Annotated in this window: 18 protein-coding genes and 1 pseudogene; 9 read left to right on the forward strand and 10 right to left on the reverse strand. The window is 62.8% G+C overall.

Going from position 1 to position 17,123, the window contains the following annotated elements:
• Both H2040_RS07320 and dgcA read right to left on the reverse strand, forming a co-directional pair.
• A partial coding sequence (locus H2040_RS07320) for a glycosyltransferase family 4 protein (RefSeq protein WP_287156398.1) occupies window positions 1-980 on the reverse strand: 980 nt, incomplete at its 3' end.
• Between the two features lie 97 nt (window positions 981-1,077).
• Window positions 1,078-2,082 (reverse strand): N-acetyl-D-Glu racemase DgcA, encoded by a 1,005-nt coding sequence (gene dgcA, locus H2040_RS07325; protein ID WP_287156399.1) that lies wholly within the window; start codon window positions 2,080-2,082, stop codon window positions 1,078-1,080.
• Window positions 2,083-2,154: 72 nt separating this feature from the next.
• Between dgcA and H2040_RS07330 the strand changes: the two genes are divergently transcribed.
• Genes H2040_RS07330 through H2040_RS07345 form a run of 4 tightly spaced genes read left to right on the forward strand, consistent with a single transcriptional unit; the run spans window position 2,155 to window position 5,674 of the window.
• A complete protein-coding gene (locus H2040_RS07330) occupies window positions 2,155-3,276 on the forward strand; it encodes an MlaE family ABC transporter permease (RefSeq protein WP_287156400.1) in 1,122 nt (373 codons plus the stop codon).
• Window positions 3,273-4,034: an ABC transporter ATP-binding protein gene (locus H2040_RS07335; protein ID WP_287156401.1), complete on the forward strand. Its 762-nt coding sequence runs from the start codon at window positions 3,273-3,275 to the stop codon at window positions 4,032-4,034. The genes H2040_RS07330 and H2040_RS07335 overlap by 4 nt, the downstream gene beginning before the upstream one ends.
• Window positions 4,035-4,091: 57 nt before the next feature.
• Window positions 4,092-5,030: an MlaD family protein gene (locus H2040_RS07340; RefSeq protein WP_022696541.1), complete on the forward strand. Its 939-nt coding sequence runs from the start codon at window positions 4,092-4,094 to the stop codon at window positions 5,028-5,030.
• A complete protein-coding gene (locus H2040_RS07345) occupies window positions 5,027-5,674 on the forward strand; it encodes an ABC-type transport auxiliary lipoprotein family protein (protein WP_287156404.1) in 648 nt (215 codons plus the stop codon). The genes H2040_RS07340 and H2040_RS07345 overlap by 4 nt, the downstream gene beginning before the upstream one ends.
• On the opposite strand, the gene H2040_RS07350 is transcribed toward H2040_RS07345, so the two are convergent.
• The gene (locus H2040_RS07350) at window positions 5,638-7,776 is read right to left on the reverse strand and encodes a coiled-coil domain-containing protein (RefSeq protein WP_287156405.1); all 2,139 of its coding nucleotides are present in this window, start codon (window positions 7,774-7,776) and stop codon (window positions 5,638-5,640) included. The genes H2040_RS07345 and H2040_RS07350 overlap by 37 nt on opposite strands.
• A gap of 95 nt (window positions 7,777-7,871) precedes the next feature.
• On the reverse strand, window positions 7,872-8,141 hold the full coding sequence (locus H2040_RS07355) for a hypothetical protein (RefSeq protein ID WP_287156407.1): 270 nt from the start codon (window positions 8,139-8,141) through the stop codon (window positions 7,872-7,874).
• A 136-nt stretch (window positions 8,142-8,277) separates the two neighbouring features.
• On the opposite strand from H2040_RS07355, the gene H2040_RS07360 reads away from it, so the two are divergent.
• The gene (locus H2040_RS07360) at window positions 8,278-9,489 is read left to right on the forward strand and encodes a DUF418 domain-containing protein (RefSeq protein ID WP_287156409.1); all 1,212 of its coding nucleotides are present in this window, start codon (window positions 8,278-8,280) and stop codon (window positions 9,487-9,489) included.
• On the opposite strand, the gene maiA is transcribed toward H2040_RS07360, so the two are convergent.
• Window positions 9,486-10,127, reverse strand: a complete 642-nt coding sequence (gene maiA, locus H2040_RS07365; RefSeq protein ID WP_353844815.1) for a maleylacetoacetate isomerase — start codon at window positions 10,125-10,127, stop codon at window positions 9,486-9,488. The genes H2040_RS07360 and maiA overlap by 4 nt on opposite strands.
• A 97-nt stretch (window positions 10,128-10,224) precedes the next feature.
• Between maiA and H2040_RS07370 the strand changes: the two genes are divergently transcribed.
• Window positions 10,225-10,812 carry a carboxymuconolactone decarboxylase family protein gene (locus H2040_RS07370; RefSeq protein WP_287156411.1) on the forward strand — a complete coding sequence of 196 codons (588 nt, stop codon included), beginning with the start codon at window positions 10,225-10,227 and terminating at the stop codon, window positions 10,810-10,812.
• Here the strand turns inward: H2040_RS07370 and H2040_RS07375 are convergent.
• Window positions 10,809-11,273: a MarR family winged helix-turn-helix transcriptional regulator gene (locus tag H2040_RS07375; protein WP_022696548.1), complete on the reverse strand. Its 465-nt coding sequence runs from the start codon at window positions 11,271-11,273 to the stop codon at window positions 10,809-10,811. The two genes, H2040_RS07370 and H2040_RS07375, sit on opposite strands and share 4 nt — an antisense overlap.
• A gap of 90 nt (window positions 11,274-11,363) precedes the next feature.
• On the opposite strand from H2040_RS07375, the gene hppD reads away from it, so the two are divergent.
• The 3 genes from hppD (at window position 11,364) to H2040_RS07390 (ending at window position 13,317) form a co-directional block, all read left to right on the forward strand.
• Entirely contained in the window at window positions 11,364-12,431 is a 1,068-nt protein-coding gene (hppD, locus tag H2040_RS07380) for a 4-hydroxyphenylpyruvate dioxygenase (protein ID WP_022696549.1), read from the forward strand.
• A gap of 143 nt (window positions 12,432-12,574) precedes the next feature.
• Window positions 12,575-13,006: an OsmC family protein gene (locus tag H2040_RS07385; protein WP_287156417.1), complete on the forward strand. Its 432-nt coding sequence runs from the start codon at window positions 12,575-12,577 to the stop codon at window positions 13,004-13,006.
• 122 nt (window positions 13,007-13,128) lie between these two features.
• Window positions 13,129-13,317: a hypothetical protein gene (locus tag H2040_RS07390; protein WP_022696551.1), complete on the forward strand. Its 189-nt coding sequence runs from the start codon at window positions 13,129-13,131 to the stop codon at window positions 13,315-13,317.
• Here the strand turns inward: H2040_RS07390 and H2040_RS07395 are convergent.
• The 4 genes and pseudogenes from H2040_RS07395 to H2040_RS07410 all read right to left on the reverse strand — a co-directional run bounded on the left by H2040_RS07395 (window position 13,314) and on the right by H2040_RS07410 (window position 17,122).
• Window positions 13,314-14,510 carry an acetyl-CoA C-acyltransferase gene (locus H2040_RS07395; RefSeq protein WP_287156424.1) on the reverse strand — a complete coding sequence of 399 codons (1,197 nt, stop codon included), beginning with the start codon at window positions 14,508-14,510 and terminating at the stop codon, window positions 13,314-13,316. The genes H2040_RS07390 and H2040_RS07395 overlap by 4 nt on opposite strands.
• A 69-nt stretch (window positions 14,511-14,579) precedes the next feature.
• Window positions 14,580-15,509 (reverse strand): SDR family NAD(P)-dependent oxidoreductase, encoded by a 930-nt coding sequence (locus H2040_RS07400; protein ID WP_287156430.1) that lies wholly within the window; start codon window positions 15,507-15,509, stop codon window positions 14,580-14,582.
• A gap of 3 nt (window positions 15,510-15,512) precedes the next feature.
• A pseudogene (locus H2040_RS14300) lies at window positions 15,513-15,971 on the reverse strand (MaoC family dehydratase).
• A gap of 11 nt (window positions 15,972-15,982) precedes the next feature.
• The gene (locus H2040_RS07410) at window positions 15,983-17,122 is read right to left on the reverse strand and encodes an acyl-CoA dehydrogenase family protein (RefSeq protein ID WP_287156432.1); all 1,140 of its coding nucleotides are present in this window, start codon (window positions 17,120-17,122) and stop codon (window positions 15,983-15,985) included.
• Window position 17,123 lies beyond the last annotated feature (1 nt).

Genomic DNA, 17,123 nt, shown 5'->3' on the forward strand with positions numbered 1-17,123 from the left:
ACCACATGCGCCCTCCTGTACAGATCGGCGACCTCCGCTGTCTCCAGTCCGGAGACGAAATCGATCCTTTGCTCCAGTCCCAGAGCTTCCATGGCTTTTTTTGCGGGCCCTTCCCGCAGCCGGCCGATCACCGTCAGGCGGGCGTCCGGCCGGCGTTCCAGAACGTCAGGCAAGGCGCGGATCAGGTGCTCCAGGCCTTTCAAAGGCGTGTCGGCGCTGGCCGCCGTCACGATCAGGCCGGGCTCGAACGCCGCATCACGCGCCGGGCAAAACACGTCATGATCCACGCCGTTATGGCTGACGTGAAGCTGATCGGCGCGTAACCCGAAATCCTCTATGGACGCGCGCTTCGAGGTCTCCGAGACGGTCAATATATGCGGCAGGGCGCGCGCCACGCGCGTCTGCGTTTTCACAAAGGCGTGCCAGCGCTTCAGCAACAGGCGGGAGAACATGCCGGGCGCGCGGTCCAGCGCCAGTTGCAGGTCGCGGGTAATGGGGTGGTGCAAGGTCGCCACGACCGGCGCATGCCGCCGCGCAATGGCCAGCAGGGGCTGAGAAAAGCTCTGATTGTCGTGGATCACGTCATAGCGGCCGGGATTGGCGTCCAGATAATGCTGCAGACGCAGGCCAAACGCATGCATCTCTCCGAAACCGCCCGTGTTGTGCGAAACATATTCAGAAATATCGGCCAGCCGTCTCAAATGGCGCGGCCGCAACGCAAACAGCGCGTTTTTTTCCGAGAACAGGTCAAGCGAGGGCAGGCGGATCAAACGCACGCGCGGATCCAGATGCGGGTAGGGCGGGCCGGAGGCGACGTGAACCTCGTGCCCGGCGTCGGCCAGCGCCTGCGACAGCTCACGCACATAAACGCCCTGGCCGCCGACATAGGGGTGCGACCGATACCCGGCGATCAGGATACGCAGCGGCGCGTCGCCGTCGAGTTTCGTGGACTGTTCGGCTGTTTCGGCGCGTTTGAGCATGATCCGGGGACTAACGGGAACGTGAACGTCAAAGCTAGCGGCCCGGCGGCGCGGTTCCAAGCGGCAGGGTCCGGATTTTGTCCTCCGGGCTGCGTTTTTAGCCCCAGAGTTCTGACGGGCAGGGCGCGATGACGCCGCCCTGATAGATCAGTCCGGGCTCCCGGTCCCGCGCCAGCAAGAGCGGCCCGTCGAGATCCACGAACTCCGCGCCACAGGCCTCCGCCAGACGGCAGGCCGGCGCCATAGCCAGGGACGTGCCGACCATGCAGCCCAGCATGACCTGCAGATTGCGTTTCCGCGCCGCCCCGATCAGCTCCAGCGCGGCGCTGACCCCGCCCGTCTTGTCCAGCTTCACATTGATCGCGCCATAGCGCCCCGCAATGCCGTCCAGATCGGCGGCGACATGCAGGGATTCGTCGGCGCAGATCACGATGGGGCTGTCCCAGCAGGCCAGGCCCTCATCCTCACCGGCCGGCAAAGGCTGCTCGATCAAGGCAACGTCCAGCGCCGCCAGCGCGGCCGCCGACCCTTTCAGAAAGTCCAGGCTCCAGCCCTCATTGGCGTCGGCGATCAGGCGCGCCTCCGGGCGCGACGCCCGGATGGCTTCCATGCGGGCCACATCAAGGGCGGGATCGCCCAGCTTCACCTTCAGCAAGGGCCGTTCCGCCGCCTCTGCGGCCGCGCGCGCCATGGCTTCCGGCGTATCCAGGCTGATCGTGAAAGCCGTCTCCAGCGATCCGCGCGGCGGCGTTTCTACCGCAAGCCGCGCAGCGAACGCCGCGCCTATGTCCAGCCCGTCCCGCTTCGCGGCCAGATCCCACAGCGCGCAGTCCAGCACAGAGCGCGCCGCCCCGGCGGGCAGGGAGTCCGGCAGGTCGCGGGCGGTCGCGCCCGCGCGCAACGCCCTTGCGGCCTCCCGCGCCAACGACAGGCTTTCTTCGATTGTTTCACCGTAACGCGCATAGGGCACGGCCTCGCCGCGGCCCGTGGCGGCGCTGTCCGAAATTTCGGCGACAATCACCTCGGCGGTGGTTTTCGATCCGCGCGAAATCCGGAATGCGCCGCGGATCGGCCAGCTCTCATGATGAATGCTAATATCCATGCGAAGTCTTTTACTTGACGATTCGGGCCGCCGCCGGTTCGTTGTGAGAGGAGCGCGAGGAGGCGCCTGACCTTGGGTGACGATACCGGCGTAAGCATCGAGTCGGAAGACGGGGTCCTGAGGGTGCGTCCCACGGGCGACTGGACCGTGCGCACAATCCGCGAGGTCATCGGCGATATCGACCATGCCGCCGAGCATGGCGAGGTTCGGGAATATGTTATCAATGTTTCCGAACTGGGCCGGATGGATACGTCCGGCGCGCTGATGCTCGGGCGCCCTTCCGAACATGCTGAAACTTACAGGGTCGAAGGGGACCACCCTTACGCCGAACGCCTGATCAACGAGGCGCTGGAGCATCATGGCGAGGGATGCGAAAAACCGCATTCCGGCCCGGGGCTGGTGGAACTGTTCGAGCGCACGGGGCAGGCGCTGGTCACCGCGTTTCGCGAAACCTACGACACGCTGGTTTTCTTTGGCCGCACCGTGGTCACGTTCGGCAAGCTGCTGGCCCATCCGGAAAAGATACGCTGGACCTCGACCGTTCACGTCATGGAGCAGGCGGGGCTGAACGCCCTGCCCATCGTCGCGACCCTGGCCTTTTTTATCGGCGCGGTGGTGGCGTTTATCGGCGCCAACCAGTTGGCGCTCTTCGGGGCGTCGGTCTTCACGGTCGAGCTTGTTTCGATTTCCATTCTCCGCGAATTCGGCGTCATCATCACCGCCATCCTGCTGGCCGGGCGATCGGATTCGGCCTTCACGGCGCAAATCGGCGCCATGCGTATGCAACAGGAAATCGACGCCATGCGCGTCATGGGGCTGGACCCCTACATCGTTCTGGTCATCCCGCGCCTGATCGCCATCCTGATCATGATGCCGCTGCTGACCTTTGTGGCGATGCTGATGGGCATTTTCGGCGGCATGATGGTGGTCTGGTGGGATCTGGGATTTTCGCCCGGCTACTTCATCAGCCGGATGTACGACACCACGGCCATTGGCCATTTCTGGGCGGGCATCGCCAAGGCGCCGGTTTTTGCAATCGTCATCGCCGTGATCGGCTGCCGTCAGGGGCTGAATGTGGGGGGCAGCGTTGAATCGCTCGGGAAACGCACCACGGCTTCCGTCGTGCAATCCATTTTCGCGGTCGTGGTGATCGACGCAATTTTCGCGCTTCTGTACCTGGAGATGGGCGTGTGAGCGACGAACCGGTCATTGAAGTCCGCGGCGTGCGGACCGTGTTTGGCGATCATGTGGTGCATGACGGCGTCGACCTGTCGGTCGAGCGGGGGGAGATCATGGGACTCGTCGGGGGCTCGGGCTCCGGCAAGTCTGTGCTGCTGAATGAAATTCTGGATCTGGACCGGCCGACTTCGGGCAAAATTTCCGTATTCGGAAAGGACATTCATGATCTGAAAAGCGCCGACCGCACGCGCATCGAACGCAAGCGCGGCGTGCTCTTCCAGGCCGGCGCTCTATTTTCCCAACTCACGGTTCTCGAAAACGTGAAAGTGCCCCTGCGCGAGCACGCGGATCTGCCCGAAGATGTCATGGACGACCTGGCGATGATGAAGATTTCCATGGTCGGACTCAGCAGCGAGGCCTGCAACAAGCAGCCCTCCGACCTTTCCGGCGGCATGCGCAAACGCGCCGGGCTTGCCCGGGCGCTGGCGCTGGATCCCGATCTGATCTTTCTGGATGAACCGACAGCCGGACTGGACCCGATCGGGGCGACGGCGTTTGACGAATTGATCAATGACCTCAGCGATACGCTGGATCTTACGGTTCTGATGGTGACCCATGATCTGGACAGCCTTTTCGCGGTTTGTGACCGCGTTGCGGTTCTGGCCGACAAGAAAATCGTCGCCGTAGCGCCGCCCGGCGAGCTGGTTCATAACGACCATCCTTGGATCAATGAATATTTCAACGGTCCCCGCGGACGCGCTTCGCGTGCGTGACGGAACGAAATCGCGCGGCTAGTCTTGTAGACGGGACGATCAGGAGCGAACTAACCAGTGGAAACGAGAGCGCATTACGCCCTTGTCGGCGCCGTAGTGATTGTAATGTCACTCGCGGTGGCGCTGTTTGTCGTGTGGCTGGGGAAATATTCGTTCGATCAGGAAACCGTTGAATACGATGTCGTGTTCACCGGCCCGGTTCGCGGCCTGAGCGATTCCAGCGAGGTGCGCTTCAACGGCATCAAGGTGGGCGAGGTGACGCGTCTGGGGCTGGATCCCAGCAACCCCAACCGGGTCATTGCCCGCATCCGTGTCGACGCCCTGACCCCTGTGAAGGAAGATTCCGTCGCCCAGATCGAGCCGCAGGGCCTGACCGGCGTGGCGTATATCCAGATCACGGGCGGCACTCCGGACGAACCGACGCTCCATCGCAAGGCGGGACGCGGGCCGCCGCCGGTCATTTTCGCCAAGGAAAGTCCGCTGGAAGGCTTTGTCGCCAATGCCGAAGGCGTGATGAACGAGGCGGAGAAAACCCTGCAGCGCGTTCAGGACATTCTGAGCGAGGAGAATGTCGATGAATTCTCCCGCACCATGACCAATATTCGCGAAGTGACCGACGAGATCAGGGCGAACAAGGATCTGTTCGAGCGCACGGCCTCGGCCATCACCAAGCTGGAACAGGCCGCTGACAGCATCACGAAAATCGCCGAGTCCGGCGATGACGTGCTCAATAGCGACGTGCGTGACGCCATTGCCGATATTGAAGCCGCTGCTGCTGAAATTCAGAACACGGCCAAGGAAGTCGGCGATTTCGCCAATAGCGCGGACGCGACCCTGAATGAATTCACGGGCACAAGCACGGCCCAGGTCAGCCGTCTTATGTCCGACCTTCGGCGCTTGACGGAATCCCTTGACCGGATGGTCGGGGAATTTGAGGAAAATCCGTCCAGCTTCATCGCCGGCTCGCCCAAGAAAGAGGTGGAAATCCCCCGATGAGAGTACTTCTGCCTTTCGCTTGCGCCGCGCTTCTTGGCGGTTGCTCGTCGCTGATTTTCCCTGAGGCGGAGCCTTCAGCTTTCTATCGGCTGGAGCCGGCCGGGTCGGCGCCGGCGGTCATGGTGCAAAATCACGAGACGCCGGTCGCGGTGCTGGTTTCGCGGCCGGACGCTCCGCGCGCACTGGGCGGGGACACGATTGCGATCCAGCAAAGCGACGCCACGCTGGCCTATGCCTCGGGCGTGCGTTGGGTAGAGGCGACGCCGGGGCTGATCCAGAACGCCGTGATCGAGGAATTACAGGATACGGACGGCGCTTTCCTGGCTGCGCGTCCCAGGGACGGCATCTCTGCCGATTATGAACTTGCCCTGGAAATTCACCGTTTCGAAGCGGACTACCGCAACGGAATGGAGTCTGCCCCCGTGGCGGATGTTTCCATCACCGCGCGCCTTGTGAAGACCAAGGGTCGCGACCTTCTGGCTTCGCGCCGCTTTGAGGCGGAAAGCCGCGCCTCGACCAATCGTGTCGGGGAAATCGTGCAGGCGTTTAACGCGGCGATGGGGCAGGTGAACGGAGAGTTGATCGCCTGGACGGCGGAAGAGATTTCTCAGGCGTCGCCCAACGCCGCAGAGGCCAGCAAGTAGGCGCGGCCACGCTCGTCACTCAGCAAGGATTCCAGCGCCGCGGCCTCATCCTGACGCGCTGCGCGGGAAATTTCGGGCTCCAGTTCATCCACCAGCCGCCGCGCCTCGGTCTTTAGCTCGGACTGACGCTCCATGCGCGCCTGCAACTCTTCAATCCGGCCTTCCATGGCGTTGCTGACGGCTTCCCGCATCGCTCCGATGCCGCTGGTGCGGCGGGCGGATACGGCTTTGCGGACCACCTCATCGTGCACGTCGGAGGCGTCCAGCGGCCGCTGTTCCGACGGGGCCGCAGGGGCTTCACGCTCCCGCAGGTCGGACACCAGGTCCCGCCAGCGCCAGGCGCGGTCGCCGGCGGCGGGGTCCGGGCCGGGCGCGCCGCTTGGCGCACGGGAAAGCGGATCGGGCAGATTGTCGTCGCGCGCCTCCGGCGGCCGCGAACCGCCGGCGACAGAACCCATGCGCAACACGAATTCGCTGAGAAGCTCGTAGTTCTGGCGCATACGGGCCTGCAGAGCGAAGTCGATATCCTTAGCGTCTTCGGCTGACGCCCGGGCCGCCTTGTTGAGCGATTCAATACCGGCTTTGACCGTCTCTTCCAGTTCGGTGACGCGCTGGCGGGCCGAATTGGGGAAGGCGTCCAGCGAGACCTGCATCGCGGCAAAGCGGTTTTCCAGCTCCTCCACGCGCCCGTGCCAGGCTTCCATGGACGCGTCGAACCGTTTGGCGAGCGCATGGTCCGCCTCATCCGACATGGATGAGACGCGCTCTACCGCCTTGGCGGCGTCATCGAGCTGACGCTGCAGCGCCGCGTCGGTGCGCGTGGCCGCCTCAAAGGTCGATTCATTGAGTTTTTCGATCTGGGCGCGCAGATCATCGGCCTGCTGACGCAGGGCGTCGCGGGCTTCCTCGCTGGCCTGGCGGGCGCGATCCGCAGCGGAATTCAGCCTTTCCAGCTCTTCCTTGGAATAATCCGCGGCCTCCCGCGTGCGGCTGCGTACGATATCGGTAAATCGCTGGGCCTGTTCGATGGCGGTTTCGACCGCGCCCTGCATGGCTCCGCCGCCAGATTCTGTGGCGTCGCGCAATTCCTGGGCGCCTTTGCGGGCGATCCGCGTAAGGGAATCCAGTTCCGCGCGGTGGAAATCCAGCGATGCGGCGATCTTGTCCTGCTCCTTGCGCAGCGATTCCGAAGCGGAATCGAGGTGTGAGCGGTGATCGGAATAGGTTTTATCGAGCGTTTCGCGCTGTTTCTGGAGCGATTCCGACAGATCCAGCAGCCGCGAACGGCCGCTTTCGAGCGAATTTCCGGCCTCTGTCGTGCGTTTCAGCGTGGTTTCGGCGGCGTCCAGCAGGGATTTTGCCGCCTCGCTGAGCGTGGTTTCGCCTTCCGCCGCGGCGCTTTCCGCCAGTTCCGCGGCGCGTGCGACCATGTTTGATTGTTCTGATATGGCGTCCGCGACCGCCTTCGCCTTCGCATCCAGCGTATCGGCGAGCTCGGACAGGGCGGTCCGTTCCGCTTTCAGATCGCCAATCAGCACTTGAGAGCGTTCAGAAGCATTGGTGGCGGCGTCCTGAATCGCATCGCTATGGTGGCGAAGCACTTCCTCGATCGCCCCCAACCGGGCCAGGGCGGACTCCATTGCCTTGTTGATGCGTCCAATTTCGCCGCTGACAGCGTCAGCCAGTGTGCGCGCCTGGCCCTCCGCCGCGTCCGCCGGGCTCAAAAGCCGGGCTGAGGCCAGCTCCACCGCGCGGGCCTGCGCGCCGAACCGGGCCATTTGCCGCGCCGCCAGCGCCGCCAGGATGATGAAAAGCGCCGGCGCGGCCAGTACAAACCCCAGCCCCGCCATCTGAACAGGGGACAGATCCGCGACGCCGGTGATCCCCGAAAAGCCGATAATGTAGGCGGAAGCGCCGCCGATCCACAGGATGGACAGGCAGAAACCCAGCACGAGGATCCATCCGCCGCCCGAAGGTTTGGGCGTATCCGGGGCGCTATCCTTGGCCGGTTCGGCGTCGACGCGCGTCAGAGAGCGGTCTTTCGCCGGCGATTCAAGCGGTTCGACGTCGATGACGTCCCGGGGCGCGTCTTTCGCAGCCATGCGGACCCTCCGAGAAATTCAAGGGGAGCTTTGTAACCGAAAACGCCCCCGCGGGGCGAGGGCGTTGCAGCAAGGTCCGAAAATGACTGTGGATTCTAGGACTGATATCCAGTCACGCCGATGAAAAGAGGCTTTTCGGCGTCATAGGATTTAACGGCGGCTGCACGGCTGTCGCAGCCATTGACGACGAACTCGAATTCCGCGCTGCGGCCTTGCGGGATGGCATAGAGCGCAGGGGAAAGCATCACCGACGCTTCGACGCGGCGGGGTTCGTTTTCATCGCGCGAAGGCTCGTATTCCACGCCGATAATGCTCAGCGCGATCATCACGACCATGTGCAATATCTGGGTAAAGAGCTCGGCCATCTGACCTGTGTCCCTCTCTGAACTGTCCCGTTTATTGCTCCAATTCGGCCATCTTTCAAGTGACTTGCGGTCATTGGCCGATTACAAATGCGTAAGCAATGGCCTGAATTCCGGGCCGGTCAGGGGAGTGACCGTCATGCTTTCAGCGCCGCGCGCCAGCCGGATCGAGTCGATTGACGCCCTGCGGGGCGTCGCGGTTCTCGGTATTCTGATGATGAATATGCAGGCCTTTGCGATGGTGTCGCAGGCCTACATGAACCCCACGATCCAGCTGGATTTCACCGGCGCGAACCAGAGTGTCTGGTTTTTCGCGCACGTCTTCTTCGAAATGAAGTTCATCACCATCTTCTCCGCCCTTTTCGGGGCCGGAATCGTCCTGATGGTGGGGGAGGACAAGGATCCGCAGGCGGTCCGCGTACATTACCGGCGGATGCTGTGGCTGCTGCTTTTCGGCATGCTCCACGCCTACATCATCTGGTTTGGCGACATTCTCGCGCCCTATGCCATCTGGGGCATGATCGCCGTGATGATGCGCGGCCTCAGCGCGCGGCGTCTGTTCGTGATCGGCGCGGGGCTTTTCGCCCTGGGCGCGCTGTTGTGGTGGGGTTTCCTGTTCTCGCTGGGCTACATGCCGGAAGACGCGTTGCAGTCCAGCTACGCGCCCACGCCAGAGATGGTGGCGGACATGGTCGCCGCCCATCAAGCTGGCGGGCTGGAGCGTCTGGGCGAAAACGCTCTGGTCGCATTGCAGGCGCAGATCGGCTCGATCCTGTTCCTCGGACCGCGCCTTCTGGGCGTCATGGTCTGGGGCATGGCCCTCTATAAATGGGGATTTTTCTCCAACCGCTGGAGCGCTCCGGCCTATATGGCGGGCGCGTTAGTGACGCTGCCGGTCGGCATCGGGGCGGACTGGTGGGGCGGCATGCACCATATCGAGAGCGGTTTCGCGGCGGCGGAGTATGCCCCCGGCGCCCTGGTCAATTTCCTGGTCAGCCCGCTGACCTCGTTCGGATATGCCTGCCTGGTGATGCTGGCCTGCCGCCCTGCGTTCCTTAAATGGGTGCGCGCGCCGTTCGCCGCTGTCGGAAAGATGGCCCTGACGAATTATCTGACCCATTCGCTCGTCGGTTTTTTTGTCTTTGCAGGCCCGCCGGGGCTTGGATTCTTCGGCGAGTGGGAACGTGTGCAGCAGTTCCAGCTGGTCTTGGCGATCTGGATTTTCCAGTTGGCGTTCTCGGTTCTTTGGCTCTCGGCTTTCCGTTTCGGCCCGTTCGAGTGGCTTTGGCGGACCCTGACCTATGGAAAACTCCAGCCTATGCGCAAGGCGCCTGAGCCGGCCGCGGCCTAGTCTTCGTCCGGCGCGTCCGGCTGGCGCGAAGGGTGCGCGGCGGCGAAAGCCTCCACGTCCGCCGCGGCTGACTCGATGCCTGCGATCCGGGGATAGGCCGCCATGTCCACGCCAAAGCGATGGGCGTTGTAGATCTGCGGCAGCAGATAGATATCCGCCATGCCGGGCGTGTCGCCGAACGCGAATGGCCCGACCGTGCCGGCAATCATTGGTTCAACCGCGTCAAAACCCTTCGCAATCCAGTGCCGCGCCCATTCCTGCACGGTCTCCTGTGGCTGACCCAGTTCATTCTTGAGGTAGAGCAGGATGCGCAGATTCTGGATGGGATGGGTGTCGCAGCCGATAATCGCAGCGATTGCCCGGACCTTGGCGCGCAGGAACGGATCTTCCGGCAGCAGCGCGGGCTCGGGCCAGGTTTCCTCGATCCATTCCAGTATCGCCGGTGACTGGGTCAGAACGCCGCCGGGCATTTCCAGCGCGGGCAGGAGGCCTTGCGGGTTCAGCCTGCGATAGGCCTCGCCATGCTGTTCGCCGTCTTTCAGGTTTACAGGCGCGTTCTCGTATTCCGCGCCCTTGTAATTCAGGGCCATGCGGACCCGGTAGGACGTGCCGGAGCGATAATAGGAATAGAGCTTCAACATAGGGAATTTCCCGCCGGGCCGATTGCAGAGTGGTTGAACCTAGGAAACGCGTTAGGGTCCGGCTTGTCGACTCGCCCAGGACAGGAGATGCAAGATGCCGTTGGTCGATCCCAAGCCGGAAGCCGCGACGCCGGAGCTCGACGAGCTCTATAAATTCTTCAACAAAACGCTGGGTTTCGCGCCCAACAGCGTCATGACGATGCAGCGCAAGCCGGGACTGGCCGAAGCCTTCGTCAATATGAACAAGGCGGCGATGGCCGGGCCGATCCCGTCTGACTTCAAGCGGTTGCTGGCGGTCATTTCCAGTCAGGCCGCCGGTTGCCGCTATTGCCAGGCGCATACGGTTCTGGGGGCGAAGAATTTTGGCGCCGACGACGAACGCCTGCGGGAAATCTGGACCTACAAGACCAGCGACAAATTCACCGACAGGGAAAAGGCGGCGCTGGATTTTGCGCTGGCCGCATCCTCTGTTCCCAACGCGGTCGATAGCGAGATTGCGCAGGAACTGAAGGCGCACTGGACCGACGACGAAATCGTGGAATTGCTGGGCGTTATCGCTCTGTTCGGTTTCCTCAATCGCTGGAACGATACGATGGCGACCTCACTGGAAGGCCCGGCCAAAGATATTGCCAGTGAAATGCTGGGCGCGGTCTGGGAAGTGGGCAAGCACGGCGGCAGCTAGGCTTTGCCCGATTTGTCCGGTTCGGGGATCGCGTCCATACGGTCATAGAGCTTGTCTATCAGCCGGGTGAGGGTTTCCCGCTCCTCGGCGGTCAGGCCTTCCATCAAATTGGCCTCGTAGGTCTTGGCTAGCGGCGTCACCTCGTCGAAGATGGACTGGCCGGTTTCCGACAGGCGCAGGAGGCGGCTTCGGCCGTCTTCGGGCGAGACTTCTGACCGGATCAATTCACGTTCGACCAGTTTGGCGGTGGCGCGGGAAACGGTGACCTTGTCCATCTCCGTCGCCTCGGCGATGTCGCGCGCCGTCATGGCGTGAATGTCGCCCAGCACGGCCAGTATGCGCCATTCGGGAACCGTCAGGCCGAACCGCGCCTTGTAGGTGCGAGAGATCGCATTGCTGATCCGGTTCGACAGGATGGAAAGCCTGTAGGGCAGGAAGGCTGAAAGATTGAAGGCCGGCATGACGATCCAGTCATATAGCGGTTGGACGGCTTGAAACTAGTTTCATTTGAAACTAAATCGAGGCTTCCGCCAAGACAGGAGGTATCCCCCATGGCCGATCTGCACGAAAATTATCTCGGCACGCGCGGCTTCGCGTTTGTTGAATATACCGGTAACGCCGAAGAACTCAGCCAGCTGTTCAAGCGCCTCGGGTTTACCCCGGTCGGCCGCACGTCGGACGGCGCGGTGACGCGCTTCAAACAAAACCGGATCAGCTTCCTGATCAATTCCGGCGACGGCCAGGCGGCCGATTTCCGCGACGTCCACAAGGCGGGCGCGAACGCCATGGGCTTTCTGGTCGACGATGTTCAGGCGGCTTTTGACGGCGCGCTGGAGCGCGGCGCGGAAGCGGCCGAAGGCGGTCTGTGGACCAGCGCCGCGCCGGCCATCAAGGGCATTGGCGGTTCGCTGATCTATTTCATCGAGAATGGCAAGGAAGACGAATTCTTCGCCCAGGCATTCGAAGGCACGGGGGAAGAGGACAAGGGCGGCGCGGGCCTCACCTATATCGACCATCTGACGCACAATGTTCTGCGCGGCAATATGGATAAGTGGGCATCCTTCTATGAGGACATCTTCAATTTCCGCGAAATCCGCTATTTCGACATTGAGGGCAAGCTGACCGGCCTGCTGTCCCGCGCCATGACGTCTCCGGACGGGAATATCCGCATTCCGCTGAACGAGAGCCGGGACGACAAATCCCAGATCGAGGAATTCCTGAAGGAATATAACGGCGAAGGCATCCAGCACATCGCGCTGGGCACGGACGACATCTATCAGACCGTGGAGGACCTGCGCGGCGCCGATACGCCGTTCCAGTCCACCCCGGACACCTATTACGAGCAGCTTCCGACGCGTATTCCGAACCATGGCGAGGATACCGAGCGCCTGATGAAGAACCATATCCTGGTGGACGGCGCGCCGACCGACGACCAGGGCCTGCTGCTGCAGATCTTCACCCAGAACGCGATTGGTCCGATTTTCTTCGAGATCATCCAGCGCAAGGGCAATGAAGGCTTCGGCGAGGGCAACTTCAAGGCGCTGTTTGAATCCATCGAGCTGGACCAGATTCGCCGCGGCGTTCTGGACGAGGCCGACGCGAAACACGTGGACGCGTAGTTACCGCGAACACGGTCTGTTCAAAGGAAAGCCCCGGCGTTTCGCCGGGGCTTTTTCTTTGGGTGTGTCAGGCTGTCGGGACCGGTTTGCCGCTTCGTGCGTTGTTCAGGGCGAGAATAACGCCACCCAGAAAGGATACTCTCATGGCTACTCGCACAGGTTCTGCTGTCTGGTCCGGCACGCTCAAAGATGGCTCGGGCCGTATTTCAACCGAAAGCGGCGTCCTGGACGCCTCGCCCTACGGATTCAATACGCGGTTCGAGGACGAGCCGGGCACGAACCCGGAAGAACTGATCGGCGCGGCCCATGCGGGCTGCTTCTCCATGGCGCTGGCTAACGAGCTGGAGCAGGCGGGCATTGCCGCCAGCAATATCTCCGCCGCGGCGTCGGTGAAGCTGATCAGCGATGATGGCGGATTCACCATTACCGCGGTTGATCTGAATGTATCGGTTTTCGCCTCCGGCGCGGAAGATGACGCCGTCGAGAAGGCGGCGAACACGGCCAAGGAAAATTGCCCGGTTTCGAAGCTGCTGAATGCTGAAATCACGATGGACCTGCATATCAATCCGTCCTGATCGGGCACTGGCCCCAGACAGGAAAAGCCTCGGCAATGCGCCGGGGCTTTTCTTTAGCTGTTTCGGAACAATCGGCTAGCGGGACAGTTTCTGTCGCCAAACAGCCAAACAAGGATCGCCCAATGTCGACTTTCGGACTTTACCTCATCGGTTACATCATCTTCGTCGCGGGCGTCGCGATCGGCGCCCACCTTCTGGGCGTGCCCCCGGTCTGGATCGGCGTCGCCGTTCTGATCCTGGTGGGGCTTGGCATCGCGACCGGGGTCGGGAAAACCCGCGGCCGCGATGAAGGCGGAGAAAACGAAGCCTAGAGGACTTCGAACAGGCCCGCAGCGCCCATGCCGCCGCCCACGCACATCGTGGAGACGACATATTTGGCGCCGCGGCGTTTCCCTTCGATCAGGGCGTGCGCAACCATGCGCGCGCCCGACATGCCGTAAGGGTGGCCGACCGAGATGGCGCCGCCGTTCACGTTCAGAAGTTCGTCCGGGATGCCCAGCTTGTCGCGGCAATAAATGACCTGGACGGCAAACGCCTCGTTCAGCTCCCACAGGCCGATATCGTCCATCTTCAGGCCGTTCTTCTCCAACAGCTTCGGGATGGCGTAGACCGGGCCGATGCCCATTTCATCGGGGTCCAGCCCGGCGACCGCCATGCCGCGATAGGCGCCCAGAGGCTCCAGTCCGCGGCGTTCGGCCTCCTTCGCCTCCATGATAACCGAGGCGGAGGCGCCGTCGGAGAGCTGAGAGGCGTTGCCGGCGGTGATGTACTGGCCTTCCTTGACGCTCTGGCCGCCGGCGAAGACCGGCTTGAGGCCCTCCAGGCCTTCCAGCGTCGTCTCCGGGCGATTGCCCTCGTCCTTTTTCAGAACAACGTCCTTGTCGCTGGTTTCGCCGGTTTCCTTGTCCTTGACCTTCATCGTGGAGGGCAGGGGGACAATCTCGTCGTCAAACTTGCCCGCTTCCTGCGCCGCGGCGGTGCGCTGCTGACTGCGCAGGGAATACGCATCCTGCGCTTCGCGGCTGATGTTATAGCGGTCGGCCACGATCTCGGCGGTTTCGATCATCGCCATGTAGATGGACGGCATGTTCTCCAGCAGCCACGGATCGGGAATGAAGAACATGTCCTTGGTCTGGTTCATGGAGATGGACTCCAGACCGCCGCCGATTGCGATGGCCATATTGTCCTCAACAACCTGTTTCGCGGCGGTGGCGATGGCCATCATGCCGCTGGCGCACTGGCGGTCCACCGACATGCCGGGGACGGAGGTGGGCAGGCCGGCGCGGACCAGCGCCTGACGCGCGACATTCTGGAAGGCGCTGCCTTGCTGCAGGGCCGCGCCGATGACCACGTCCTCGACCTCGGCCGGGTCAATGCCGGCGCGTTCGACCGCGTGCTGGATGGCGTGACCGCCCAGGGTCTGGGCGGTCGTGTTGTTGAAAGCGCCGCGATAGGCCTTGCCAATCGGCGTGCGGGCGGTGGAAACGATGACGGCTTCACGCATGGGAAGTCTCCTTGGCTCGGGTCGAGCGGATAATGCTTGTCTAACAGATAGGAAGGCGCGGGCGCGGCGTCAGGAGCCGCCGCCCAGATCCACCCCTTTGTCCTTGGCGGCGGCCTGCAGGAATTTCACGGACTGTTCGCCGCCTTGCTCATAGGCTTTCTGGCCGGACTCGTCGGAAATTTTCTTCCACGCCTCGGCCACGCCATCACCGTCCAGCTTGTCTTCAGGCAGGTAGACGCCTTCCGTCTCGTGGATGTAGGCGCGCGAGAAACCGCCCGCGCCGGCGGCGATGATGGCGCCATTCGGCGCATCGTCGGAGGCGAGGAACACCACGGCCGGGGAGACGGACTCGGGCTGAAGCAGGTCCAGAATGTTCTCCGGCATCAGGTCTTCGGTCATCCGCGTGCCGGCGACCGGGGACAGGGAATTGACGCGGATATCGTATTTCTGGCCTTCCAGTTTCAGCGTGTTCATCAGGCCGACCAGGCCCAGCTTCGCCGCGCCGTAATTGGACTGTCCGAAATTGCCGTAGAGACCGGAGGACGAGGTCGTCATGACGATGCGGCCGAAGGCCTGCTCGCGCATGATCTCCCACACCGCCTTGGTGCAGTTGACCGAGCCCATGAGATGCACCTCGATCACCTTGCGGAAATCGTCCAGCTCCATCTTCACGAACGTCTTGTCGCGCAGGATGCCGGCATTGTTCACCAGAATGTCGACGCGGCCCCATTTATCCATCGCCGCGGCGACCATCTTTTCGACGGCGGCATAGTCGGTGACGTCGGCGCCGTTGGAGATGGCCTCGCCGCCGGCTTTGCGGATTTCTTCGGCCACGTCCTCGGCCGGTCCGGAGGAGCCGCCGGTGCCGTCGCGCGCGCCGCCGAAATCATTGACCACCACCTTCGCGCCCCGTTCGGCCAGCGCCAGGGCGTGCGCGCGGCCAAGCCCGGCGCCCGCGCCGGTGACGATGGCGACGCGGTCATCAAAACGAATACTCATAATCTATTCTCCAAGAACCATCATGGTGACCCAGTCGGCGACCAGCGCCGGCTTGTCCGATCCCTCGATCTCGACAGAGACGGAATAGACAAGGCGCGCCTGGCCGGGCTTCGACCGGTCAAGGGATTTCAGGGTGAAGCGTCCGCGTATTTTTCCGCCCGCCGGAACCGGCTACAGGAAGCGCAGGTAATCGAACCCGTAATTGACGCCGAAGGTCACGCCCTCGACCGCGGGTAGCGCCTGACCGCCCATCTGGCTGAGCAGGGACAGGGTCAGGAAGCCGTGCGCGATGGTCCCGCCGAAGGGCGTTTCCGCTTTCGCGCGTTCGGGATCGAGATGAATGAACTGGTGGTCGCCGGTATTCTCGGCAAAGGCGTTGATGCGCGCTTGGTCGACCGTGATCCAGTCCGAAACGCCGACTTCCTCGCCGACCTTGGCTTCAACTTCGTCAATCGTGGGCATTTGAATTCTCCCTAGTATCCGCGGAGCATGGCGATGCGCCCGGCGTGGAAATCGGCGTCGCCGAACAACTCGTCCGCTGCGCGCGCGCGCTTCATGTAAAAGCCGATATCGTGCTCGTCGGTCATGCCGATGCCGCCATGCATCTGGATCGCTTCCTGCGTGGCCAGACGCGCTACGGAACCCGCCTTGGCCTTGGCCAGCGCGGCGATTGCGCCGGCGCCGTCGAAATTTTCGTCCAGCGTCTGAAGCGCCTTCAGCACGGCGGATTCAACCAGCTCCAGCTCTGTCCACAGATGCGCGGCGCGGTGCTGCAGCCCCTGGAACGTGCCAATGATCTTGCCGAACTGCTTGCGAGTTTTCAGATAGTCCACCGTCATGTCGAAGGACTCTTTGGCCAGCCCCTCCATTTCGGCGGCCAGCACGCTTCGGCCCGCATTCAGGACCGATTCCAGCAGGACAAAGCCGTTATCGACCTCGCCCAGCACGGCGTCGCCATCGACTTCCACGCCATCCAGCGTGATGTCGGCATAGTTGCGGTTATCGACCGTGGGGGTTGTGTTGATCGTCACGCCTTTGGCGTCCGCAGGGACCAGGAACAGGGTGACGCCCTGCTGGTCCTCGTCCGCGCCTGCTGTGCGGGCCGAGACAATCAGCAAATCCGCGGCCCCGCCATCGGCGACGAAAGTCTTGGCGCCGGTGAGCTTGAAGCCATTCCCGGATTTTTCGGCTTTCAGGGTCACATGTTCGGGCTTGTGCTTGTCCCCCTCATCGACCGCCATCGCGGTGATCAGTTCTCCCCCCGCGATGCCGGGCAGATATTCGCCCTTCTGGCCGTCCGTTCCGGCCCGGCCCAGCGTCGCGGCCCCCAGAACGGCGGAGGACAGGAACGGGGAGGGGGCGAGCGTGCGGCCCATTTCATTGGCGATCAGACCCGCGGCGACATGGCCGAAGCCGGAGCCGCCATATTCCTCCGAGACCAGCACTCCGGCGAAACCCTGCTCGGCCATTTCACGCCAGATATCGCGGGAAAAGCCGCCCTCGACCTGCTCGTCGCGCACGCGGCGCAGCTCGGAAACGGGCGAGCGTCTGCGAAGGAAACCCCGCGCGGCGTCGCGCAGCATTTCCTGATCTTCATTCAGTACAAGAGCCATG

This window comes from Euryhalocaulis sp. (assembly GCF_013911995.1).
In the GTDB taxonomy this organism is placed as follows: domain Bacteria; phylum Pseudomonadota; class Alphaproteobacteria; order Caulobacterales; family Maricaulaceae; genus Euryhalocaulis; species Euryhalocaulis caribicus.